At 60.8% G+C, this 23894-nt stretch carries 20 protein-coding genes and 1 pseudogene; 14 read left to right on the top strand and 7 right to left on the bottom strand.

The window, feature by feature from the left end:
- Positions 1 to 78 precede the first annotated feature (78 nt).
- The 10 genes and pseudogenes from KGA89_RS14365 to KGA89_RS14325 all read left to right on the top strand — a co-directional run bounded on the left by KGA89_RS14365 (position 79) and on the right by KGA89_RS14325 (position 13774).
- Entirely contained in the window at positions 79 to 1203 is a 1125-nt protein-coding gene (locus KGA89_RS14365) for a sugar diacid recognition domain-containing protein (RefSeq protein ID WP_223471887.1), read from the top strand.
- Positions 1204 to 1375: 172 nt separating this feature from the next.
- Entirely contained in the window at positions 1376 to 2512 is a 1137-nt protein-coding gene (locus tag KGA89_RS14360; RefSeq protein WP_223471886.1) for a glycerate kinase, read from the top strand.
- 254 nt (positions 2513 to 2766) lie between these two features.
- Positions 2767 to 3564 (top strand): annotated as a pseudogene (locus tag KGA89_RS30825) (MCP four helix bundle domain-containing protein); the annotation flags it as partial.
- Complete coding sequence (locus tag KGA89_RS30820) at positions 3559 to 4422, top strand: methyl-accepting chemotaxis protein (protein ID WP_371916751.1); 864 nt, start codon at positions 3559 to 3561, stop codon at positions 4420 to 4422. The pseudogene KGA89_RS30825 and the gene KGA89_RS30820, both read left to right, overlap by 6 nt.
- A gap of 41 nt (positions 4423 to 4463) precedes the next feature.
- The gene (locus tag KGA89_RS14350) at positions 4464 to 5648 is read left to right on the top strand and encodes a pyridoxal phosphate-dependent aminotransferase (RefSeq protein WP_223471885.1); all 1185 of its coding nucleotides are present in this window, start codon (positions 4464 to 4466) and stop codon (positions 5646 to 5648) included.
- A gap of 257 nt (positions 5649 to 5905) precedes the next feature.
- The gene (locus KGA89_RS14345) at positions 5906 to 6712 is read left to right on the top strand and encodes a hypothetical protein (protein ID WP_223471884.1); all 807 of its coding nucleotides are present in this window, start codon (positions 5906 to 5908) and stop codon (positions 6710 to 6712) included.
- 20 nt (positions 6713 to 6732) lie between these two features.
- A complete protein-coding gene (locus tag KGA89_RS14340; RefSeq protein ID WP_003202967.1) occupies positions 6733 to 8730 on the top strand; it encodes a hypothetical protein in 1998 nt (665 codons plus the stop codon).
- A 211-nt stretch (positions 8731 to 8941) separates the two neighbouring features.
- Positions 8942 to 11476: an autotransporter outer membrane beta-barrel domain-containing protein gene (locus KGA89_RS14335; protein ID WP_223471883.1), complete on the top strand. Its 2535-nt coding sequence runs from the start codon at positions 8942 to 8944 to the stop codon at positions 11474 to 11476.
- A 287-nt stretch (positions 11477 to 11763) separates the two neighbouring features.
- Complete coding sequence (locus KGA89_RS14330) at positions 11764 to 12423, top strand: response regulator transcription factor (protein ID WP_223471882.1); 660 nt, start codon at positions 11764 to 11766, stop codon at positions 12421 to 12423.
- Positions 12424 to 12469: 46 nt separating this feature from the next.
- On the top strand, positions 12470 to 13774 hold the full coding sequence (locus tag KGA89_RS14325) for an ATP-binding protein (RefSeq protein ID WP_003202960.1): 1305 nt from the start codon (positions 12470 to 12472) through the stop codon (positions 13772 to 13774).
- A gap of 59 nt (positions 13775 to 13833) precedes the next feature.
- Here the strand turns inward: KGA89_RS14325 and KGA89_RS14320 are convergent, their stop codons facing one another.
- Positions 13834 to 14475 (bottom strand): DUF1345 domain-containing protein, encoded by a 642-nt coding sequence (locus KGA89_RS14320; RefSeq protein WP_223471881.1) that lies wholly within the window; start codon positions 14473 to 14475, stop codon positions 13834 to 13836.
- Positions 14476 to 14516: 41 nt separating this feature from the next.
- Complete coding sequence (pncA, locus tag KGA89_RS14315) at positions 14517 to 15170, bottom strand: bifunctional nicotinamidase/pyrazinamidase (protein WP_223471880.1); 654 nt, start codon at positions 15168 to 15170, stop codon at positions 14517 to 14519.
- 297 nt (positions 15171 to 15467) lie between these two features.
- Between pncA and KGA89_RS14310 the strand changes: the two genes are divergently transcribed.
- On the top strand, positions 15468 to 17546 hold the full coding sequence (locus KGA89_RS14310; protein ID WP_223471879.1) for a putative bifunctional diguanylate cyclase/phosphodiesterase: 2079 nt from the start codon (positions 15468 to 15470) through the stop codon (positions 17544 to 17546).
- A 6-nt stretch (positions 17547 to 17552) separates the two neighbouring features.
- Here the strand turns inward: KGA89_RS14310 and KGA89_RS14305 are convergent, their stop codons facing one another.
- Positions 17553 to 18653, bottom strand: a complete 1101-nt coding sequence (locus KGA89_RS14305; RefSeq protein ID WP_027913201.1) for a DNA alkylation repair protein — start codon at positions 18651 to 18653, stop codon at positions 17553 to 17555.
- A 166-nt stretch (positions 18654 to 18819) separates the two neighbouring features.
- Here KGA89_RS14305 and KGA89_RS14300 point away from each other — a divergent pair, with 166 nt between their 5' ends.
- Positions 18820 to 19128, top strand: coding sequence for an RcnB family protein (locus KGA89_RS14300; protein WP_003202950.1), 309 nt, complete (start codon positions 18820 to 18822; stop codon positions 19126 to 19128).
- Position 19129: 1 nt separating this feature from the next.
- Here the strand turns inward: KGA89_RS14300 and KGA89_RS14295 are convergent, their stop codons facing one another.
- Positions 19130 to 19453: a protealysin inhibitor emfourin gene (locus tag KGA89_RS14295; RefSeq protein ID WP_003202948.1), complete on the bottom strand. Its 324-nt coding sequence runs from the start codon at positions 19451 to 19453 to the stop codon at positions 19130 to 19132.
- Positions 19453 to 20514 carry a M4 family metallopeptidase gene (locus tag KGA89_RS14290; RefSeq protein WP_114731340.1) on the bottom strand — a complete coding sequence of 354 codons (1062 nt, stop codon included), beginning with the start codon at positions 20512 to 20514 and terminating at the stop codon, positions 19453 to 19455. The genes KGA89_RS14295 and KGA89_RS14290 overlap by 1 nt, the downstream gene beginning before the upstream one ends.
- A 146-nt stretch (positions 20515 to 20660) precedes the next feature.
- Here KGA89_RS14290 and KGA89_RS14285 point away from each other — a divergent pair, with 146 nt between their 5' ends.
- Positions 20661 to 21002 (top strand): FKBP-type peptidyl-prolyl cis-trans isomerase, encoded by a 342-nt coding sequence (locus KGA89_RS14285; RefSeq protein WP_003202944.1) that lies wholly within the window; start codon positions 20661 to 20663, stop codon positions 21000 to 21002.
- A gap of 13 nt (positions 21003 to 21015) precedes the next feature.
- Here the strand turns inward: KGA89_RS14285 and KGA89_RS14280 are convergent, their stop codons facing one another.
- A complete protein-coding gene (locus KGA89_RS14280) occupies positions 21016 to 22152 on the bottom strand; it encodes a cytochrome P450 (protein ID WP_223471878.1) in 1137 nt (378 codons plus the stop codon).
- Positions 22153 to 22234: 82 nt separating this feature from the next.
- Between KGA89_RS14280 and KGA89_RS14275 the strand changes: the two genes are divergently transcribed.
- Entirely contained in the window at positions 22235 to 22990 is a 756-nt protein-coding gene (locus tag KGA89_RS14275) for an ArsR/SmtB family transcription factor (protein WP_223471877.1), read from the top strand.
- Positions 22991 to 23066: 76 nt separating this feature from the next.
- Here the strand turns inward: KGA89_RS14275 and KGA89_RS14270 are convergent, their stop codons facing one another.
- Positions 23067 to 23861 (bottom strand): AraC family transcriptional regulator, encoded by a 795-nt coding sequence (locus KGA89_RS14270; protein WP_003202939.1) that lies wholly within the window; start codon positions 23859 to 23861, stop codon positions 23067 to 23069.
- Positions 23862 to 23894 lie beyond the last annotated feature (33 nt).

Below are 23894 nucleotides of genomic sequence, written 5' to 3'. Positions count from 1 at the left end.
TTGAATGCAGACCCTGTGCGCCTGACCAAACCCATGCCTGGAAACAACAATTCACGCCGCTTGCAAGGAACACCGCCCATGTTCGAACTCGATCACGACCTGGCGCAGGACATCGTCGACCGGGCGATGGCGATCCTGCCGTACAACGTCAATGTCATGGACAACCAGGGCTTGATCCTCGGCAGCGGCGAGCGCGAGCGGGTCAACACCCGTCACGAGGGCGCGCAACTGGTCCTGGCTAACGGTCGGGTGGTGGAAATCGACGAGCACACCGCGATGCACCTCAAGGGTGTGCAGCCGGGGATCAACCTGCCGCTGATGCTCGATCAACGGCTGATCGGCGTCCTGGGCATCACGGGTGAGCCTGCGCTACTGCGCACTTACGCCGAGCTGGTGCGCATGACCGCCGAGATGTTGGTGGGACAGCGTAACCAGCAGGCCGAGCAGCAATGGCGCCGCCAGCGGTGTGATGACTTGCTGGCGCTGCTGTTGGGCGATGCGGGGGATTCGCCGCGATTGTTGGACGAAGCCCGGCAAATGGGCCTCAAGCCGCAATTGTCGCGGGTGCCGTATCTGTTCGAACTGGGCCTGGAACATGGGCCCGGGCAGACCGTCGAGACGTTGAGCGCGTGGTTGATGTCGCGCTACCCGGACAGTTGGTGCCTGACCTCGTCCAAATCTTCCTTGCTCTGGTGCCGGCCGGTCACCGCCTCGGTGGAGAACGAGCGGTTGCTGGGCAAGCTCGATGGGCTGGGCTGGAACATCCTGCGGATCGCAGTGGGCGGGCAGGCTGAAGGGTTGGCGGGCTTGCGGCGTTGCTATCGGCGGGTGGCTGATCTGCTGGCCTATGGGCGTGATGTGTTGCCGCAATCGCGCCTGCTGGCCCTCAACCGCTATCGCCTGCCGGTGCTGCTCTGGCGCCATCGCAGCGACGATGCCCTGGACGAACTGCTGACCCCGTTGCGCAAGGTCATCGCCAAGGACAGCAACGGCCAACTGCTCGCCACCCTGCGCAGTTGGTGCGAGCACGACGGCCAGAGCCAGGCCTGCGCCGACGCCCTGGGCATCCACCGCAACAGCCTGCGCTACCGCATGGAACGCATCGCCGAACTCAGCGGCGTGGACCCGTTGCGCCTGGACGGGATGCTGGCGTTGTACCTGGGGGTGCAGCTATTGCCGCAGACCGCCGATACACCCACATAACCCTGTGGGAGCGAGCCTGCTCGCGATGAGGCCGGCAGCTTCAACCTGAATCTTCCTGGAAAACCGGTATTTGTGAATTTGAACAATAATACCCGGTGTCTTTTGTGCAGCGGACCGGCGTCACGGCTGTGGTCAGCTGGCAGCATGCTGTGCATCGGAACCGGAGAATAATATGAAAATAGTCATCGCCCCCGACTCGTTCAAGGACAGCCTCAGCGCCCAGGGCGTCGCCGATGCCATCGCCCAGGGGCTGGCCGAGGTCTGGCCGGATGCGCAGTTGATCAAATGCCCGATGGCCGACGGCGGGGAGGGGACGGTGGAGTCGGTGTTGGCGGCCTGTAACGGTGAGTGGCGCCACACCCGGGTTCGTGGTCCGTTGGGTGTTGCCGTCGAGGCGCGCTGGGGCTGGTTGGCCGAGAGTCGCACCGCAATCATTGAAATGGCCGAGGCCAGTGGTTTGCAACTGGTGCCGCCGGGGCAACGCGATGCCTGTTCCAGCAGCACCTACGGCACCGGCGAGCTGATTCGCGCAGCCCTCGATGAAGGCGCCGGGCGGGTGATCCTGGCGATCGGTGGCAGTGCCACCAACGACGCCGGAGCCGGTGCGATGCAGGCTCTGGGCGTGGTGTTGCTGGATGACCAGGGCCGTCCCCTTCCTCCCGGCGGCCTGGCCTTGGCGAACCTGGCGCGTATCGACCTGAGCGATCTGGACCCACGCCTGGCCCGGGTCAGCTTCGAGATCGCCGCCGATGTCGATAACCCGCTTTGCGGCCCCCATGGCGCGTCCGTGGTTTTTGGTCCGCAGAAGGGCGCCTCGGCTTCTCAAGTGCAGGCGCTGGACCGGGCCCTGGGGCATTTCGCCGAACATTGCGCGCGGGCGTTGAAAAAGGATGTGCACGACGAGCCGGGCAGTGGCGCAGCCGGTGGCCTGGGGTTCGCGGCCAAGGCGTTCCTGGGGGCGCAGTTTCGTACCGGCGTGGACGTCGTAGCCCAGTTGACCGGGCTTGCCGAGGCGGTCAACGGCGCCGACCTGGTGATCACCGGCGAAGGCCGTTTCGACGCCCAGACCCTGCGCGGCAAGACCCCCTTCGGCGTGGCCCGCATCGCCCGCCAGCACGGCGTACCGGTGGTGGTCATTGCCGGCACGCTGGGGGAGGGCTACCAAGCGCTGTATGAACACGGCATCGACGCCGCCTTCGCCCTGGCCAGCGGGCCGATGACCTTGCAGCAAGCCTGCACCGACGCCCCGCGCCTGCTGAGCGAGCGTGCCCGGGACATTGCACGGCTTTGGCGGGTGGCGGCGCGGTAGACCCAACGGACGCGTGGACCTGTAGTAGCCGTGTAGGAGGCCTGTAGGAGGCCTGTAGGAGCTGTCGAGTGCAACGAGGCTGCGATCTTGTTCCAGGCAGTCGAGTCAAAAGTGAAAGATCAAAAGGATCGCAGGCTTCGCCAGCTCCTACAGGAAATATTTTTTTACATAACCCTGCACAAACCCTAAAGCCCAGCCGATAACCGGTTAAGCGTATACCCCCATAACTCCAATCAGTGCGCTTGCCGGCATGGATGCTCGACCCAACATTTCGAGGTCTTTCCATGTCCCTACGCAGCCTGAATATCGCCCCCCGAGCCTTTCTCGGCTTCACCGTCATTGCCTTGCTCGTCGTTGTGCTCGGCGTGTTTGCCGGTAGTCGCATGTCGATCATCCGCCAGGCCTCGCTGGACATGGAGCAGAATCAACTGCCCAGTGTCGGCTACCTGGGCAATGTGATGGAAAACGTGCTGCGCATGCGCATCCTCTCGTTTCGCATCTTGGTCAACCGGGACCCGGCCAGCCTGAAAGAGGCCGAGACCCGCATCAACGTGCTGGTGGAAAAGCTGCACAAGGCCAATAACAGCTACGCCGCGCTGCCGGCCACTCCGGAAGAGACCGAGCTGTACAAGGCCTTTTCGGCGACCCTGGAAAAATACCTGCAAGCCCAGCAGGAAATGCTTGAACTGTCGCGACAGGACAAGGCCGACCAGTTGCGCAGCCTCATCAATACGCGAATCAAGGAAGGTACCGACCTGATGGGCGAGCAGCTCAACAAGCTCATCGCGATCAACGTGGCCGGCGCCAGCGAAGCATCGGCCAAGGCCGGTGAAAACTACAGCAGCGCCATCACCGGCATCATCGTTGTCTCGATCATTGCCGCACTGGCCACTGTCCTGCTGGCCTTGCTGCTGACCCGCAGCATCGTCGCGCCGCTCAACCGGGCATTGGAGGCGGCCCGGACCATCGCCGGTGGCAACCTGGTCCAGGTCATTGCGGACGATGGCAAGGATGAGCCGGCGCGTTTGCTTCAAGCCTTGGCCGTGATGCAAGACAGCTTGCGCAAAACCATCGAGCAGATCGCCGGTTCCGCCACCCAATTGGGCGCCGCGGCCGAAGAACTGAGTGCAGTCACCCAGGAATCCTCCCGCGGTCTGCAACAGCAGCACAACGAGATCGAACAGGCGGCCACGGCAGTCAACGAAATGACCGCTGCGGTCGAAGAGGTTGCCCGTAACGCGGTGTCCACCTCCGAAGCCTCGAACCAGTCGACCCAGGCCGCCCAGGAAGGCCGCACGCGTGTGGTCGAAACCGTCGACGCGATCCAGACCATGACCCACGATGTGCAGGCGACCGCCTCGATGATCGAAGGCCTGGCGGTCCAGGGCCGCGACATCGGCAAGGTGCTGGACGTGATCCGCGCCATCGCCGAACAGACCAACCTGCTGGCCCTCAACGCCGCCATCGAAGCCGCCCGCGCCGGGGAGGCCGGACGCGGTTTCGCGGTGGTGGCCGACGAAGTCCGGGCCCTGGCCCATCGCACTGCGCAATCGACCCAGGAAATCGAAAAAATGGTCGCCGGCATCCAGAACGGCACCGGCCAGGCCGTGCAGTCGATGCAGCAAAGCAACCAGCGTACCCAAAGCACTCTGGAAATGGCCCGCGCCGCCGGAGTGGCCCTGGAGCAGATCACTCAGTCGATCCATCAGATCAACGAACGCAACCTGGTCATCGCCAGTGCGTCGGAGGAGCAGGCCCAGGTGTCCCGTGAGGTGGACCGCAACCTGGTGAACATTCGCGACCTGGCGACTCAATCGGCCAGCGGTGCGAAACAGACCAGCGACGCGACCCACGAACTGTCGCGCCTGGCGGTGGGGTTGAATGCGATGGTGGCGCGGTTTGTGATTTGAGATAGGGTTGAGGCTGGATATCGCGCAATCAGGAGAGATACATGCGCTTCTCAGTCTTGACCCAACGCATCACCGGCGATGGTGCCGCCGCCTGGCAGATTCACGACCGGGCGCTGGCCATGCGCGAACAGGGCATGGATGTGTTGTTGCTGTCGGTGGGCGACCCGGATTTTGACACACCGCGCGCCATCGTCGAGGCCGCTGTCACCAGCTTGCGGGCCGGCGACACTCACTACTCGGATACTCGTGGCCTGCACTCCCTGCGGGCCAGCATTGCCCGACGCCATCAAGCACGTAGCGGCCAACCGGTAGGCGCCGGGCATGTCACGGTGCTGCCCGGAGCGCAATGTGCTGTCTACGCGGTCGCGCAATGCCTGCTCGACCCTGGCGACGAAGTGATCGTCGCCGAACCCATGTATGTCACCTACGAAGCGGTGTTCGGCGCCTGCGGGGCGAAAGTGGTGCCGGTGCAGGTGAGCCCGGAAAACGCTTTCCGGGTCCAACCGGCCGACGTCGCTCGGCTGATCACCCCGCGCACCCGCGCCATGCTGCTCAACAGCCCCAACAATCCCTCCGGCGCCAGCCTGCCACTGCCGACCTGGCAAGCACTGGCGCACCTGTGCATCGACCATGACCTGTGGCTGATCAGCGACGAGGTCTACAGTGACTTGCTGTACGAAGGCGAACACATCAGCCCGGCCGGACTGCCGGGCATGGCCGAACGCACGGTCACAATTAACAGCTTGTCCAAATCCCACGCCATGACCGGTTGGCGCGTCGGCTGGGCCATCGGCCCCGAAATTCTCGCTGGACATTTGGCGAACCTGTCGCTGTGCATGTTGTTCGGCTTGCCGGATTTCGTCCAGCGCGCCGCCCAGGTTGCGCTGGAGCAGGATTTGCCTGAAGTGACGCGGATGCGCGAGGAATATCGCCAACGCCGGGACCTGGTGTGTGCCTTGCTTGACGACTGCCCGGGTCTCAAACCCGTGCGGCCCGATGGCGGCATGTTCGTGATGATCGATGTGCGCCAGACCGGCCTGGCGGCCCAGGTGTTTGCCGAGCGGCTGCTGGACGGATATGGCGTGTCGGTGCTGGCGGGGGAGGCGTTTGGGCCGAGTGCGGCGGGGCATATTCGGGTTGGGTTGGTGGTGGGACGGGGAGAGCTGGCTATCGCCTGTGGACGAATTGCAGATTGCGCCGCGCAATTAGTAAACCCGCCTACCTGACAACTAAGTAAGCGCAAATCCCCTTCTGAGCCCATTTGTAATGGGGGAAGGCACTCGTCTGCAGTGAGAGGGGGGCGCCCCCCTCGTTATCTGTTTGATCCCTCTATCCGTTTGTCCAAGCCTCGGTTCTTTTCGTTTATCCGATGAACGGCGTTGCTACCTGTCAGATCTGACAGTTGGAAATTATCATCACCCCGCGCTAAATGCCCTTACGGACTGGGGAAATTTCGATTGAAGTCTTTGATAGGGTGATCGCGATGGCTTCGCAAGAAGAAAGTCGGGAACAGATTACGAATAGCGAAGTTCAGGCGAAACCCCTCTCGGTGGAAGGCATAAATGATAATGATCTGGAAGGTCATGTGCCTCGCGAAATATTGCAGCGGGGGACACGAATTGTTATCCCGTATTGGATTGATCCGCATCCCAATGATGAACTCTGGATCACCTGGCTTCAAGATGGGCTGGAAAGTCGGCTTTATACCATGTTTTATCCAGTGCCCCTGACGGTGAATTTTTTATATTTCGACTTGACGCCTCAACATTTAGCCAAGGATGGTGTGGCGTATGTTTATTACAAGGTATGGAAGGGGGCAGGTGGCAATGATGATCCATCCCCTCCCAGACAACTCACCATCAATCACACACCGCTCATAATATTAGCCGCGCCAACATTTCCACACGCGACTCTTTGGGGGTATTTGAATAATAACACCGTTCCGCCGTTAACGAGTGGCGCTACGATTGCTGTACCGAGTTTGGCCAATATCGCCGTGCCAGGGGATCGGGTAAAAGTTCAATGGCAAGGCTATTCGAGCTTGAATGGCAGCGGACCGCCAGTGACGGAGACATACGGCGTCTGGGAACGAACACTTCAAGCCCCAGACATATCAGCTGGTTTTGATTTGGTGGTTCCGTTTCAGCCCAATATCAGGCCGCTGATTGATAACGATTCTGCAGTGGTGGTGTATCAACTATTTCAAGGGGGAAAGCTCGTTGCCGAGTCAAATAAAGGGTTGGTGAGAATAGACAGAGTGACACCCGGTGAAAGTAATCCCTCAGCATGAATGTAATTGGAGAGACAACCATGGCTATCAAAATTGTTCCCCCAAAAACTCGTCCTGTGTCCACGCAATCCGGAGTGCTGGACCTAGATTTGGATATTGACAAGTTGGCGGACGAGTCAATCTCAATTGCTGTTCTGGAGTCCGGTGAAATTATTGCAAATATGGAGCGGCCTGTACCGACGGAAGAGGGGGAGGACGACGAGGTTGACATACATTATGCACGGGTAGGAGAAGCGTTAGGCGACGCTAAAAATACTGTACTACTTGGCGCGATCGTTGACCGACCTGCTGGCGTCATACCTATTCCTCTTCCAGCGGCTGACTTTATTGAAGACGCCCAACCCGCAACGCCCACCCGTTGGCAGGTCCAGTTGATTTTTTTTAAGGACGGTGCAGGCAACTATGACTTCACCAATATTGTAGAATTCAACATAGACCGAACGGCACCGTTTGAAGTCAAGTATCCATCACGTAAAAAAAATCCGCCTGCGCCTACCCCGGCCTTTACCAATGCGCCCGTGGATCCCTTGAGAACGGTGGACGAAGCCTGGCTGGCCGCCAACACGGAACTGCAATTTACGGTTGACGTGACCTATCCACTACGTCGTCTCGACGATGTGCTGGAGGTGCATTTTGCCACCGGCGGTACGGATATTGAGGTCTACAACGCGACAGTTCCCGCAACGGGTGTGTTTACGGTGGCGAGCAGTGTCTTGCGAGGGTTGCCGAATGGGCGCATCAACATCCATTATTTTTGGACGGACCTTCCTGGAAATAGAAGCGCAAGCTCATTGCCCTCCGCGCTGTTGACGCTGGGGCTTGCGCTGGATCCGGTCCTGAACAAGCATCCTTTAGTCCCGGTCACTGATCCGAATGGGACGACAACCTTATACCTTGATGATTTTTCCGGCGGCGGGGTGTTGGGTATTGTCGAGCGTTTGCCCATCGATAATGCTGAGCCAGGCGACCAGATAACGTTTTACGTCGAAGAGGCAAATGACCCAACTAATTTCAAGGCGTTTGGCCCCCAACCTCTTGCCGATGTGGATTTGAACTTTACACTTCCTTATGACGTTGGGCTAAAGGGTATTTTTGGCGCGTCAACAGATGCCTTGGAAGTCAAAGCCTATTTTGAACTGGAGCGCGGTGCAGCAGCGCCATTTCCTTCCCCTCCATTGTTTTTCTGGATGGATCTGTATCCGCCAGGAGGGCTATATCCGGAGTTGCCGGATCTGACCAATCCCGCATTTGCTTTGCCTGTAGTAACGGGGCAGTCGCTGACAACTAACGAGTTGCTGCCAGGCGATCGCGATAAGGCGGGCAAATTCAAAGTTGTGCTCCCCCTCACGCATCCACCGATTTCTTCGGCGGAGACGGTTAAATGTTATGTGAATAATCTGTTGGTGGGCGATTATTCACCCTTTAGTAACGCGATTGAGTTCGAGGTGCCTATTGCGGCGAACGCCATAGCCGCGCTTCCGACGCCCAGCGTGCTTGCGCACTGGACACGACAAAAAACCGGGATCGACAAGAACGTAATCAAATCTGAATCCCAGACGGTCATTGTCCGAGGCAGAAGAATTGATCTGCCAGAGCCAACTATCAGAATTCGCAACCCTGCCACCAAGGATCAAATCGACTGTTTTGCAATGAACGACGCAACTACCAACTGGCGTTTGGCTCTTACTATTCCGAAATCGACCATTCTGCCGCAAGGTTTAGTCATTACTGCACATTTTGCGGCTTATACGGATGCTGCTGGAGCTAATTTGATCCCCGGCACAGAAGATTCACAGCTCTATACTATCCAAGACGCAACGACAGTGGATGTCGCTACTGTCGGAAGTGCTGCGGTGTTCAAAGCAGCACAACCGGTGCTCGGTTCTCGTGCATTTGGTAAGTATTGGTACACTGCCGATATTGGTGGTTTACAGACCTCGATACCGGTCATTAAGCCGCTTGATACAATCACTTCCAGCGGCGAGTACTGCGACAGGCTGCCTGTACCTTCACCATGAAGTAAGTATCGCGAGAGGGGCTGACCCTCTCGCGATACTGTTTGGCTGCTGTCTATGAGTTGTATGTTTCAGAGATTAAGGGATTTTTCCTACTTTTGGTGAAGAGATTTCCGACATCTTTCGTTTGGATTGCTGTTTAGTCTTGCGAACGTTTTTTTCGATGACTTCTCTGCTTGAAGAGAGGTTGTTAAATTGATTATGCGGAGTCCCCATGCCTCAATTTCCAACGCTCATAAATCGCAAGAGTACGGGCTATCTGCTTGCCGTATTGTTCCTCGGCACTCCTGCGGTTCATGCCAGAATTCTTGCTCCTGGGGAAAGTGAGACCGTTACTAATCCTCCAGCACCAGAGGTGTGGGCTGTGTCTCAAGGTGGAACATTGACAATAAACAATGCGAGCGCACTCACGATCAGCTCGCAAAATGCCAATGTCATATTCAATGGTGGTCAGAGTGCGCGGATTGACGCTCGCGATGGCTCCGATATCGCGATGACCGGCGCAACTGTAGAAAGCTCGACGGGGAGAGGAGCGTTTGCGCTCAGCGATAGCTCCGCCACGATCCAAGGTAGCACTATTACCAGTACCAACAGCATGGGTCTGCTATTGGGGCGTAACATCAACACCCCAACCGCCTCCAGCGCCACGGTCACAGGTGGAAGCACAATTACCGGACTCGTCGGCGGCGCAAACGCCACGGGCTTCAGCGTCCTGACGGTCAACGATTCGACCTTGCGTGGCACTGGTGCGACCAGTTACGGCGTTCAACTGGAAGGGGCAACGCTTTCGGCGACCGGAAGCACGATCTCCGGTGGTCAGGATGGCCTGCGAATCGGCGTGGACAATACCGGTGTGACTGCCAGCACGGTGACCTTGAATAATACAGTCGTAGCGGGGGACACGGGGTCGGCAATTGTCGTTGGCGCCTTCGGTGGTCCTGGTGCTGTCGCGACCATCAACGTACTCAATGGCTCGCAGTTGAACGGCGGCAACGGAACACTGCTTCAAGCCAGCAATACTTCCACAGCCAACGTCAACGTCGATGCAAGCGCTCTACGCGGCGACGTCATAGCCGATACCGGCAGTACGGTGTCCTGGCTGATGCAGAATGGCTCCTCGCTTGAAGGTAATCTGCAGAACGTTACCAACGTCAACCTCAACAACAATAGCACCCTGAACGGTAACGTAATGGCCGTTGCGGGGACAGGGACGGCGGTCAGCCTGAATAACGGTTCAGTGATTAATGGCAACGTGGAGAACGTGTTTGATCTCAAGCTCGACAACAACAGCCAGATGACCGGTGATGTGCTCTCGGATGCCAATGGCACTGTATTGCTCAACAACGGCTCCGTGCTGACGGGCCAGATTACCGACTCGAGCAACCTGAACATTGACAATGCCGCGCAATGGGTGATGACTGGCGACAATACAGTACAGCGTCTGGGCTTGAGCAGTGGTGTGGTCCGCATGGGCACCAATGAGCAGTTCCAGCAACTGAACATAGGTGAGCTTTCCGGTAACGGTACTTTTGTAATGGGCACCGACCTGGGTAACGGCAATACGGACTTCCTGAATGTTACCGGTACTGCCAGCGGGCAACATCAGTTGCTGGTCTCCGCGACCGGGACTACGCCAACCAGTGCCGACGCCGTCAAAATCGGCAACATTGCCGCTGGCGATGCGAGTTTCTCGCTGGGTGGTCGAGAAACGGTCGATGCCGGTACCTTCGTCTACCGCTTGAAGAAGGATGGGGAGGGTTTGTACCTTGATCCCGACCGGGACACCGTCAGCCCGTCCACCAATACCGCATTGGCTTTGGCCGGCAGTGCTCGTAGCGTATTGAACGCAGAGATGAACATGCTCAACGATCAGATCGGTGATCGGGGATTAAGCGCACGGCCCGATGCGTCAATGCGTTCGGCCAGCGATAACGACATCAAGTTGAGCAACAGCGTCTGGGTACGTACTTACGGTAATCAATACAGCGTCGACAACGCCTATGGCGATGGTTACTCGCAGAACCAGAACGGGATCACCGGCGGTGCCGATACATTGGTGGATATTGGCAATCGCCCATGGGTACTCGGTGGTTTCGTAGGCACCAGCCACACCAACATGGATTTGCGGTACGGATCCAGCGCAACGGTCGACAGCGTAAACCTCGGTGTCTACGGCAGTACCTATGATGTCCAGAGCGGTGTATTCGTCAACGTCATGGCCAAGGTCAACCAGTTCAACAATAAAGCCAGGGTCACCATGAGTGACGGTACACGCTCCAAGGGTGAATACAAGGCATTGGGCGCAAGCGGTTCGGTCGCGGTGGGCAAGCATATTCGCTTGCAAGATAACTATTTCATCGAGCCACAGGTGCGAGTCTCGACGGGCGTGACCCAGAGCGATAGCTACCGACTGGACAACGGCCTTGAAGTCAAAGCCGACACTATGCGTTCTGTGCAAGGGAACGTGGGCCTCAGGGGCGGACGCGTGATCAGTCTCGAAAATGGCGGCCTGTTGGAGCCGAGTTTGTCGGCGGGCATTAATCATGAGTTCATAAAGACCAACGAGGTCAGGATCAACGACGACAGCTTCGATGACGACCGCGCCAGCACAGCGCTTGAGTACGGTGCGGGCCTGAAGTGGACGCCGGCCCAACGTAACTGGCAGGTCTCGGGTCAGGTTGGAGGCAGCAAAGGGACAACCGTCAGTCAGGATTGGAGTGGTAGCTTGCGGTTGAGTTATTTCTTCTGATTGAAGAGTTCTGCCTTGAGCGCTGTGATGCCCCGACAATGTCGGGGCATTTTTGTATTCGGGGTAATAATTCGTAGAGGTTGTGTGAAATTATGTAAGGGTTTTGCTCGGCGGTAGATGAGGGCGTATATCCTTGGCAGCTTGAGATTCTCTGCGCCTGGCATGCCGCCATCGCGAGCAAGCTCGCTCCCACACTGGTTTTGTGTCGTACCGAACATCCCTGTGGGAGCGAGCTTGCTCGCGATTGTGGCCCCACCAGGCGCCACAGCACTTTTCTGGAAACACCCATGCCCAACATCCTCCTGGTCGAAGACGACACCGCACTCTCCGAGCTGATCGCCAGTTACCTGGAGCGCAACGGCTATCAGGTCAGCGTGCTCAGCCGTGGCGACCATGTACGTGAGCGGGCGCGCGTCGATCCGCCGGACCTTGTGATCCTCGACCTGATGCTGCCGGGGCTGGACGGTTTGCAGGTCTGCCGCCTGCTGCGGGCCGACTCGGCGACCTTGCCGATCCTGATGCTCACCGCCCGGGACGACAGCCACGACCAGGTGCTGGGCCTGGAGATGGGCGCCGACGACTACGTCACCAAGCCTTGCGAGCCTCGGGTGTTGCTGGCGCGGGTGCGTACCTTGCTGCGGCGCAGCAGCCTTACCGAGCCGCAGACAGTCAACGACCGCATTGTCATGGGCAACCTCTGCATCGACCTGTCCGAGCGTACCGTAACCTGGCGCGGACAAGCGGTGGAGCTGTCCAGCGGCGAGTACAACTTGCTGGTGGTGCTGGCCCGGCATTCCGGCGAAGTGCTGAGCCGCGACCAGATCCTGCAGCGCCTGCGCGGCATTGAGTTCAACGGCACCGACCGTTCGGTGGACGTGGCGATTTCCAAATTGCGGCGCAAGTTCGACGACAACGCCGACGAGGCCCGCAAGATCAAGACCGTGTGAGGCAAGGGTTATCTGTTCAGTCGTTCCGAGTGGGAATGCTGAGCCGATGTGGAAGCTGCTGATTCGCCTTTACCTGGTCACCATCGTGTCCTACAGCGCGGCGATCTACCTGATGCCGGAACTGGTGGTCCGCCTGTTTCACGACCGTTTCCTGACCTACAACCTCGATTATTCCCGTGGCCTGCAAACCTTGATGGTCAAGCAGTTCCGCGCCGTGCCCAGCGAGCAGTGGCCGGCGCTGGCGGCGCAGATGGACAAGGAGTTCGAGCCACTGCGAATCGAGCTGGCTGCGTTCGATGACGGCGGCTTCAGTGCCGAAGAGCAGGCGCGTCTCAAGCGCGGCGAGAACGTGGTGCGTATTGGCGACTGGGCCTGGCGCACCTTGGCGGCGGCGCCGCTGGACGGGCGCACGGCGGTGAAGATGGTCGTGCCGCCGGACCCGGCTGACGTCAGTTGGTTGTACTGGAGCATCAACGTGTTGATCGGCGCGACGATGCTGGCATGCCTGTTGCTCTGGTTGCGGCCTCACTGGCGCGACCTGGAACGCCTCAGGCGCACCGCCGAACGCTTCGGCAAAGGTCATTTGGGCGAGCGTACGCACATTGCCTCCAGTTCGAACATCGGCAGCCTGGCCCACGTGTTCGACACGATGGCGGGTGACATCGAGAACCTGCTCAACCAACAACGGGACCTGCTCAACGCCGTGTCCCACGAACTGCGCACGCCACTGACGCGGCTCGACTTCGGCCTGGCCCTGGCGCTGTCCGATGACCTGCCGGCGGCCAGTCGTGAGCGCCTGCAAGGGTTGGTGGCGCACATTCGCGAGCTTGATGAGTTGGTGCTGGAACTGCTGTCCTACAGCCGTTTGCAGAACCCGCAACGCCTGCCCGAACGGGTCGAGGTGGCGCTGGACGAGTTCATCGACAGCATCCTGGGCAGCGTCGACGAGGACCTGGCGGCGCCGGACGTGGTGATCGACGTGCTGTTGCACGGGGCACTGGAGCGTTTCGTACTGGACCCGCGCCTGACCGCACGGGCCTTGCAGAACCTGCTGCGCAATGCCATGCGTTATTGCGAAAAGCGCATTCAGATCGGTGTGCTGGTGGGTGATCAAGGCTGTGAGATCTGGGTCGATGACGACGGCATCGGCATTCCCGACAGCGAACGCGAGCGCGTGTTCGAGCCGTTCTACCGCCTGGACCGCAGCCGCGACCGCGCCACTGGCGGCTTCGGTCTTGGCCTGGCCATCAGCCGCCGAGCCCTGGAAGCCCAGGGCGGCACGCTGACCGTCGAAGCCTCGCCGCTGGGTGGGGCGCGCTTCAGGCTGTGGCTGCCAACGCCTGATACCTGACACCGTCTCTGTGGCGAGGAGCTTGCTCCCGCTGGGCCGCGAAGCGGCCCCCATACGCCTTACCCAAACAACCCCGCCGCAATATTGATCGAAAACCCCAGGATCGCCGTGTTGAACACAAAACCGATCAGCGATTGCGCCAGGACGATCTTGCGCAGTTGCCGCGTGGCGACGCCCACGTCCGCGGTCTGTACCGCCACGCCGATGGTGAAAGAGAAATACAGGAAGTCCCAATAGTTGGGCGTGGTCAGCCCTTCGGCAAACCGCAGCGCCGGCTCCTTGCCCTCCCAGGTGTAATACAAGCGCGCGTAGTGCACGCTGAAGATCACCCCGATCAGCAACCAGGAACCGATCACGGTCATTGCCGTGAAACCGTAATGCAACAGCTTGCCGGCGGCATTCAGGTCGCGGCTGCCGGCCAGTTCTAGGGTGATGGTGGCCAGGCTGGCCAATGCCGCGATGCAGACCACCAGCAGGACCAGCCCGGCATTTTCATCTTCGATTTCGGCGATGCGCCGGACGTCGGGCGCCTTGGCTCGCACGGTCAGCCAGGACATCAGCACCAGGTAGGTCCAGACGCCGACATTCCAGCCGATCAGGATCTTGCTGATGATCGAGTCCACGGGAGCCAGGATACCCACCGCCAGGCCAAGGACCGTGGCGCTGGACAGACGCGGGTGGGTGCGGGCGAGGAAGGGCATGGAGACTCACTGTCCAGAGGGGAGGCGGCTAGTATGAGCGATCAAGTGAAGGGGCGACCATCTATCGCAGTGGACTCGATCAATTGCACGCCCGCTTCCTGCATCCGTCGGATTGCCGCCTCCATCGAGCCGTCGATATCGATGCCCCGGCAGGCATCCAGTATCACCACCGCATTGAACCCCGCCAACCGGGCATCCAGCGCCGAGAACATCACGCAGAAATCCAGGGCCAGCCCCACCAGGTAAACCGTGTCGATGCCGCGCTCCTTGAGATAGCCGGTCAAGCCTGTAGGGGTCAGGTGATCCGCTTCCATGAAGGCTGAATAGCTGTCGATGTCCGGGTTGCAGCCCTTGCGAATGATCAGCTTGGCATGGGCGAGGTCGAGTGCCGGGTGCAGCGCGGCGCCGTTGCTGCCCTGTATGCAGTGGTCGGGCCAGAGTTTCTGTTCGCCGTAGGGTAATTGGACGATATCGAATGGTTGCTTGCCCGGATGACTGGACGCAAACGAGGCGTGCCCGGCCGGGTGCCAGTCCTGGGCAAGGACGACGTGCCTGAATGAATGGCCAAGCTGGTTGATCAGCGGCACGATCTCATCGCCGCCTGGCACGGCCAGTTGGCCGCCGGGGATGAAGTCGTTCTGTACATCGATGACTACCAGCGCGGTGGTCAAAGCCCGATTGGCGGCAACGCCCATGAATGAATCCTCCTTGAAGTGGTTCTTCGATAGTAGCTGAACGGCTTGGGCCTGGTGCGTAGACTGACACACCGCCATCGCGAGCAAGCTCGCTCCCACAATGGATCTGCGGTGAACACAGGATTGATGGTTTACAAAAAATATTCACCCTGCGAAGGGTGGTGTCTTTCGTCGAAAATATTCCAGCTTTGATGGCTTTTTGACATTTGGTTCGTGCGTCCCTGTCACGATTAAGTACAATCGCCGGCCTTCAACCGGGCATGGAAGCAGTCCGGTCTCCAGTTACGAGAAAAAACCATGCTCATCGGCAGTTATTCCCCCGCCCTTGTTTCGATTTCCTTGTTTGTTGCTGTGCTGGCTTCCTATACCGCCCTGGACCTGGCCGGGCGGATCGCGACCGCCCAGGGGCGCGCCGCGCATTTGTGGATGACCGGGGGCGCGCTGGCGATGGGGGTGGGCATCTGGTCCATGCACTTCATCGGCATGCTCGCGTTCAGCTTGCCGGTGGAGCTTGGCTACGACATATCGATCACCGCACTGTCGCTGCTGGTCGCGATTCTTTCCAGCGGTTTTGCCCTATGGCTGGTCAGCCAGCCACGATTACCGGCGTGGCAACTGGCGTTCGGTGCGCTGATCATGGGTGCCGGGATCAGCACCATGCACTACACCGGCATGGCCGCGCTGCGAATGCAGCCAGGCATCGACTATGACCCGACGCTGTTCGGGGCTTCGCTGGTGATTGCCGTCGGCGCTTCGGCGGCGGCGCTGTGGATTGCCTTTCGCCTGCGCCAGAACACCCCCCACGTGCGTCTGGCTCGTGCAGGCGCTGCGGTGGTCATGGGCATCGCCATCGTCGGCATGCACTACACCGGCATGGCCGGGGCGCGGTTCAGCGACGGCAGCTTTTGTGGCTCCCTGGACGGCTTGAGCGGCAAGGGCCTGGACAATCTGGTGTTGATCACCACCCTGGCGGTGCTGGCCATCGCCTTGCTGACGTCAATTCTCGATGCGCGCCTGGAAGCCCGCACCGCCGAGCTGGCCCAATCGCTGACCCTGGCCAACCGGGAACTGACCCAGTTGGCCCTGCACGACCCCCTCACCGGACTGCCCAACCGGGTATTGCTGGCTGATCGTATCGACCAGGCCATGCACCGGGTGCAAGAGCAGGGCGGCTGCTTCGCCCTGATGTTCATCGACCTGGATGGTTTCAAGCCGGTCAACGACGCCTTTGGTCACCACATGGGCGATTTGTTGCTGCGGGACGTGGCCTTGCGCCTGCGCGAAGACCTGCGCAGCCAGGACACCCTGGCGCGGATCGGCGGTGATGAGTTCGTGCTGCTGGTGCAACTGGCCGAACCCGATGATGCCTTGCGACTGGCGGCACGTCAGGTCGGCTTGATCGCCCGCACGTTCCGGGTGGCCGACCATGACTTGCAGATCTCCGCCAGCGTCGGTATCGCCCTTTACCCTGGCAACGGCCAGAGTGCCGAAGAACTGCTGATGAACGCCGACGCGGCGATGTACCACGCCAAGGGCGCCGGCAAAAACGGCTACAGCTTTTTCGACGCGTCGATGAACAGCAACGCCCGCAAGCAATTGCAATTGCTGCAAGACCTGCGCATCGCTGTCGAACAGCGGCAGTTCAGCCTGTACTACCAGCCCAAGTTCGACGCCGCCAACGGCCGGCCGGTCGGCGCCGAGGCCTTGTTGCGTTGGAGCCATCCGATCCAGGGCCTGTTGATGCCCGACACCTTCATCGACCTGGCGGAAAAGACCGGCTTGATCATCCCCATCGGCGAATGGGTGTTGAACGAAGCCTGTCGGCAGATGCGCGAATGGTACGTGCTCGGTTATACCGATTGGCGCATTGCGGTGAACCTGTCGGCCTTGCAGTTCTGCCATATCGGTTTGGTGCAGAGCGTGGCCAAGGCCCTGGAGACGCATCAGCTGCCGGCCAACAGCCTGACCCTGGAAATCACCGAAACCACCGCCATGAGCGATGCGGACGCGAGCATGACGGTGCTGCAACAGCTCTCGGACATGGGCGTGGACCTGTCCATCGACGACTTCGGCACTGGCTATTCGAGCCTGATGTACCTCAAGCGCCTGCCGGCCAACGAGTTGAAGATCGATCGCGGCTTCGTGCGTGACCTGGAACACGACAGCGATGACGCGGCGATCGTCTCGGCCATCGTCGCCCTCGGCCAGGCCCTGGGCCTGCGGATCGTCGCCGAAGGCGTGGAGACCGATATGCAACAAGACTTCCTGACCCAGTTGGGCTGCGATTCGCTGCAGGGCTATCTGCTGGGGCATCCACTGCCGGCTGAGCGGTTCATCCACGACATTCGCCAGGCACAACGGGTGGCGGTGGGCTGAACCACTTCAAGGCACGATATCGAACGCCGTGCTGCCCAGCCGTTCGCCGTTGACCAGCAGGTGCACGGCATGCCGGCCCGCGTAATGTTTGCGGGTGGTCAGCTCGCGAATGTGCTGGGAGCGGCTGAGATTGACGCAACCCTGGGCGGGCAGGTCGAAGGTCTTGAGCTTGAAGACTTTGGCCGAGGTGCCGCCCGAGGCTTTCACGTAGTCGACCGTGTAGTCGATCACCAGGCGTTGGCTCTGCTCAAGGGTTGATTGCACCGTGAAGGACAGCGTGACCTGTTCCCCCAGGCGAATCACCGCAGGCGTCACTTGCAAATCCAGCACTTGGACCTGTGCCTTGCCGCCGACCCCGATGACGCCCAACGCCCTGGGGTTGCCTTGTTTGATCAGGCTGCGCAGCGCATGCCGGGCGATCCACGCCGTGTGGCGGTTCTGCAGGGGCCAACCTTCGATCTGGTCCAGCACCCAGTCGGGATGTTGCTTGGTGACGTCGTTGAGGTGGTTGGCCACGGATTTGCGCACATAAAGGCTATCGTCGGCCTTGAGCGTGTCGAGGATCGCCGCGGCGAGGTCAGGGTTGGCCTGGATCGGCTCCAGGTGAAACGACCACGGCAAGCGCGGCCGGCTGCCTTCGCTGGCCAGGCGGCGTACGTGCTCGTTGGCGTCCAGCGACCAGTCGTGCATGACCTTGAGGGTGCGTTCCAGGTCGTCGCGCAGGAAGTGCCGCACGGCGAACTCCGACGAGCCGAACCGGGTGAAATACTTGAGCGCGTCCAACGACACGTCGAAGCGATGCCGGCCATAAGACGCCACGTAGTGTGGCAGGAACATGCTGACGAACATGCTGTTCAGGCGCGGGGCCAGGGCGCGCAGCACCTCCAGCGACGCTTCATAACCGAGGGGCAGCACCGCATGCAGGCACTCACTGACTCGGGCCATGCGTTGCATCACCGATAACTCGGCCAGCCCGTCGTTGGCCATGTGCAAAAACGCCGGGGCATCGAACGCTGGATAAACCGCGCGCATTTCGTCAGCGATGTGCTCCAGGCGGGCGCTGTTGAAGATTTCCTTGAGGGCAGGGGAAGAGGCGTTGGTGCTCATGATGGGTCCGTCCGGCGGGTGTTGGGCCAAGACTTGCCACTATGCCATGCCAGGCACATCCCGTGGCGAGGGAGCAAGCAGGGGGTACAGTTTCCAGAAATTAAGGAATGATTCGCCGCCCGCGAAGTCCCAGATTCAGTCCCTCGAATAACTGGAGTTTTTTTCTATGCGCAAACCATCCCTGATCGCCAGCCTGGTCCTGATCGCCGGCCTCGGAGCCCTTGGGCCTGTTGCGCAAGCGGTCGAGAAAACCGCAGACGCCCTGGAGCATTCGCCGAGCAATGGCCGCAGGCTGGTGGAGAACGACCGGGTGCCGGCGGACTATCAGCGCGCGGACAGGGCCATGAAAGACTGGAAACAGAAGAAACTCGAGCAACCGACAAACGAGCAGCAATGGGTGCAGATCGACGACAAGTACTTGCTGATCGAAACCGTGTCCGGCGCAATCGTCAAGATCGTGCCAGCCACGCGTTAGGTCAGAGCACTTCGCCTTTGTCCCACAGGTGAACCAGCTCGCCGGGTGCCTGGTCCTCAGGCACCTGCAGCACCATCTCGTCGTCCTGGTCGTTGGCGCGATAGTGCACCTCGATCTGGAAAAACCGCTGGTCGCCGCGCCCGGGCGTGGAGGAGGTCAGTGGCAGGCAGCCCTCCAGGACCGAACTGATGCGTGTGCGCTGGTCGAGGTCGCACTGGGCGAATTCGATTTCCCGTGGTCGGGTCAGCGCATGGATGGCGGCCACGCCGCCCTGGCGCGACAGCCGTATCACCGCCTTGTCGTCTAGGTCTGGAAGGGTTTTCATCAGCTCTCCTGTGTCAGGTCGACGCCGACCTGGGCCCAGCCGTTCTGCACCGCTTGCACTTCCCGCGTGCCGAAGCGCTGGCGGGCGTGCTCGACGGTCAGGCGGGCGAAGGCGCTGAAGGACGCGTCATTGGCCAATCTTCGGTCGCACAAGGTTTCATACCAGATCCGGCCGGCCTTTTCCCAGGCAAATCCGCCCAGCGTGGTCGCCACCAGATAAAAGGCCCGGTTGGGGATGCCGGAGTTGATGTGCACGCCGCCGTTGTCTTCACGGGTAATGACGAATTCGCGCATGTGCGCCGGTTGCGGGTCCTTGCCCAGCAACGGGTCATCGTAGGCGCTGCCGGGGTTGGACATGCTGCGCAGGCCGTTGCCGTTGATCTTGTCGGTGAGCAGGTCGGCGCCGATCAGCCAGTCGGCCTGGTCGGCGGTCTGTTCAAGTACGAACTGCTTGACCAGCACACCGAACACATCGGAGATGGACTCGTTCAGCGCACCGGATTGGTTGGCGTAGACCAAGCCTGCCTCGCTTTCGGTGACGCCATGGGCCAGCTCGTGGGCCACCACATCCAGGGAGCGAGTGAAGCGCTGGAAGATTTCGCCATCGCCGTCGCCGAACACCATCTGCGCGCCGTTCCAGAAGGCGTTTTCATAACCCTGGCCATAATGCACGCTGCCCACCAGGGCGAAGCCTTTGTTGTCGATGGAGTCGCGCCCCAGGACCTTCCAGAAAAAATCGTAGGTGGCGCCGAGGGCATCGTAGGCTTCGTCCACGGCTGGGTCGCCACTGGCCCGCTGGCCTTCCAGGCGGACCGGCTGGCCGGGCAGTTCCATGGTGTTCTGGGCGTCATGCACGCTGCGTTGCGGCTGTCCGGCCTTGCCGGGCTTGGGCAGCTTCGCGGCGGCGGGAAGGTTGCCGGGCGGGCCGGGGTTGTGCCGCAGGCTGCGCACGTGGGTCAAGGTGCCGAGGGCGCTGGAGCGTTGCTGTTCGGAGCCGTGGGCGATGATGCGATTGAGGATGTACGGCGGAATGAAGCCGTGGAGCGGGCGAGAGTCGATCATCAGAAAATCCTTATCTGAAAAGCAGGGTCGATACCCATGTGAACCGAAGAGACCGTCGCGGTTCCCTGGCGCATGGCATACAACGTTTGCCATGCGCGCGGATTTCTGCGAAAACCCCGCGCCTGGATCACACGAGGGATACCGCCATGAATGAAGAGCTGCAAATCATCGACCTGGAACAGGGCGACGGCAAAAGCGTAGTCAAAGGTGCGCTGATCACCACCCAATACCGCGGCACCCTTGAAGACGGCACCGAATTCGATTCGTCCTACAGTCGCGGCAAACCCTTCCAATGCGTGATCGGCACCGGTCGCGTCATCAAGGGCTGGGATCTGGGCCTGATGGGCATGCAAGTCGGTGGCAAGCGCAAGTTGTGGGTGCCGGCCCACCTGGCCTACGGTGAGCGGTCCATGGGTGCCCACATCAAGCCCAACGCCAACCTGATCTTTGAAATCGAGTTGCTGGAAGTCCTGACTCGGGACGATTGATGGGCTGAGCAAGTCATGGCCTGTCGGTACGTGACCGCTCGCTGAACAGCGGGATGCGGCCGTTGACGGAGGGGCGGTAGCACCAGGTCAACTGATCCAATGGCGGTTCGCGCTCCAGAATTGCCGCCAGCGTGGCGCAAGCGATGTCCATGGTCAGGGTTTGGCCCGGGCATTCATGGCGGCCGCTGCCGAAGCTGAAACTGCGGCGGTTCGGGCGGTCGAGCAGCAGGGTGTCTGGTCGGGGGTTGAGCTGCGGGTCGCGGTTGGCTGAGGCCAGCAGCACCAGGACCACCTCTTCAGGGTTCAGCGCAGTGCCGAGGATTTTGCAGGGTGCGGCGATGAAGCGGCGAGTGTTTTGCACCGGCGGGTCGAAGCGTTGGATCTCGGCCAGCAATGAGTCGATCTGTGTGGGGGCCTCCCGCAGCGTCCGGCGCAGCGCTGGATCGCCGATCAGCGCCAGCAACGCGTTGCCGATCAGGCCAGCGGTGGCTTCATAGGTTTGCGAGAGCAGACCGATCAGGTTGGCGATTTTACTGTTTGGATCAGCGCCTTCGAAGCCTTGGCCAATGCCCAGCAACAAAGGGTTGTCCTGCGCCTCGATCCGCGCCTGGAATAAACCGGTCAGTTGCTCGCTGGCTCGGTGCGCCAAGTCCAGTTGTGGTTCTTGGCTCAGGGGCGACAGGCCAGCGACGAAGTCTCCGGTCAACTCGCTGACCCGCTGACAGTCCGTCGGGTTGAAACCCAGCAACGCCGCGACCACGCTGGCCGGCCCGATGAACTGGGCCTGGTGCAGGCCTTCGGCGCCCTCTCGGAGAAAGCGCGCCCTGACCAGTGCCTCGACCTGCCGGGGATTGATGTCCTGCAACCGCGGCGCAATCGCCGCCCTTGGGCAATGCTGCCGCTCCCCTTCGTTCATGCGCATCAGGTGCCCGAACACCCGTCCGGTCGGCCCTTCGGCGATGGCCTTTGGCACCGGCTCGTGGGCTGGGCGCACATGGCAATCGGGATGGTGCAGCACCGCGCACACGGCCTCGGCGCTGCTGGCGATCCACAGGTTCAGCCCGGGATCGAACGCCAGCCCGCCGGCAGCGCGCAGGGCGGCGTAAAAAGGGTAAGGGTCGGAATGCGTCGCGGCGGTGATCGGGTCCATGAAGCGCTGCCTTGTTCGTGATGGAGAAAGTGTTGCTACTATCTCCAGTCGATGCATGGCTTGATTCGTCGGGGAGCGAAATATGAACGCAGAGCACCATGACCTGGGCGTGTCCCAAGTGGCCGCGGCCATTGCCGAACCGGCGCGCACCCGGATGCTGTGCGCGTTGATGGACGGCCATGCCCGCACCAGCACCGAATTGGCGAGTATCGCCGAGGTCAGCGCCTCGACCGCCAGCGCCCATCTGGCAAAACTCAAGCAAATGGCCCTGGTGCGCCTGCATGTCCAGGGCCGTCATCGTTATTACAGCCTGGCCGATCCGCGCGTCGCCCAGGCTCTCGAGGCGCTGATGGTGATCGGCCAGAGCGCCGCACCGACCTTCACCCCGCGCACACCGGATCGCCTGCAATTTGCCCGCACCTGTTACGACCACATGGCCGGCACCCTTGCGGTGCGCCTGCATGATCGGATGATCGAGGCTGGATGGCTGATAGAGGTGGACGGTGATGGCTATCGGCTGAGTGAGTCCGGCGAGGCGGTGTTCGAGGGCTTGGGCATCGATGTCCAGCACCTTGCCACGCAACGCCGCCGATTCGCCTGTCCGTGCCTGGACTGGAGCATGCGCCGTCCGCACCTGGGCGGTGCCTTGGGGGCGGCGTTGCTGCAAGTGGCGATCAAGCGCAAGTGGGTGATCCAGGACCTGGACAGCCGGGCGCTGGGGGTGACGACCATTGGTCGCCGGGAGATGGCGGGGCGGTTTGGGGTCAGTGCCGAAATCGATGTCAAACCCACCGCCGTCATCGCGAGCAAGCTCGCTCCCACAGTGAGCCTGCGGTGAACACAATACTCATGAATACCCAAGCGCCCCTGTGGGAGCGAGCTTGCTCGCGATAGCAGTTTCAGCACCACCCGCGTCATCCAGCCATATGCCGGCGCCGATACTCATCCGGCGTGGTGCCCATCATCTTGCGGAACATGCTGATGAACGCCGAGGCGCTGCTGTAGCCCAGGTCCAGGCCGATGGTTTCCACGCTCTGACCACGTTCGAGCAGGGCCAGGGCTTCGATGACTCTGAGACGCTGGCGCCATTCCACCAATGACATGCCCAGGTCCCGCTGGGCCCGGCGCATCAGCGTGCGCTCGGTGGTGTTGGCGGCGCGGGCCAGTTGCGGCAAGGAGCGCGGGTCGCTGGGGTTCGCCTCCAAGGCACGCAGCACGGGGCCCAGCAATGGATCATCCGAGGAGGGCAGGTAGCTGCCGACATGGGGGGCCTGCGCCAGCTTGTCCACCAATACCTGCAGCAAGCGCTGCTGCTCGGGCGTCTGCGGTTGGCTCGGTGGATCGCTGCGCAGCTCTTCCAGCAGGGCGCGGATCAGCGGGCTCAAGGTCAGCGCACAGGGTACGGCCGGCAACGCGTCGCACAGTTCCGCGGCGAGGTACAACGAACAATGGCAGGCCTCATGGCGATTGAAGCCAACGTGTTCCATGTCCGGTGGCAGCCAGATGCCGTACTGCGGTGGCGCCAGGTAGTGGTGCTGGGCGATCTCGATTTCCATCACGCCACTGTAGGAGTAGACGAACTCACCCCAGGCATGCCGGTGCCGGGGGTAAGTGGCATGGGCCGGCATGCAGGCGCTGCGAAAGAAAATCGACGAGGGCAGGGCGGCTTCGAACGGAGGAATCTTCAGATGTTGGGCTGGAGGCTGCATATCGACCGCAATGGCGGATTACCGGGATGGCTT

Origin of the sequence: Pseudomonas sp. A-RE-22, assembly GCF_019956035.1 — a bacterium.
GTDB lineage: Bacteria > Pseudomonadota > Gammaproteobacteria > Pseudomonadales > Pseudomonadaceae > Aquipseudomonas > Aquipseudomonas brassicacearum.
This window is presented reverse-complemented; position numbering and strand designations above follow the sequence as displayed.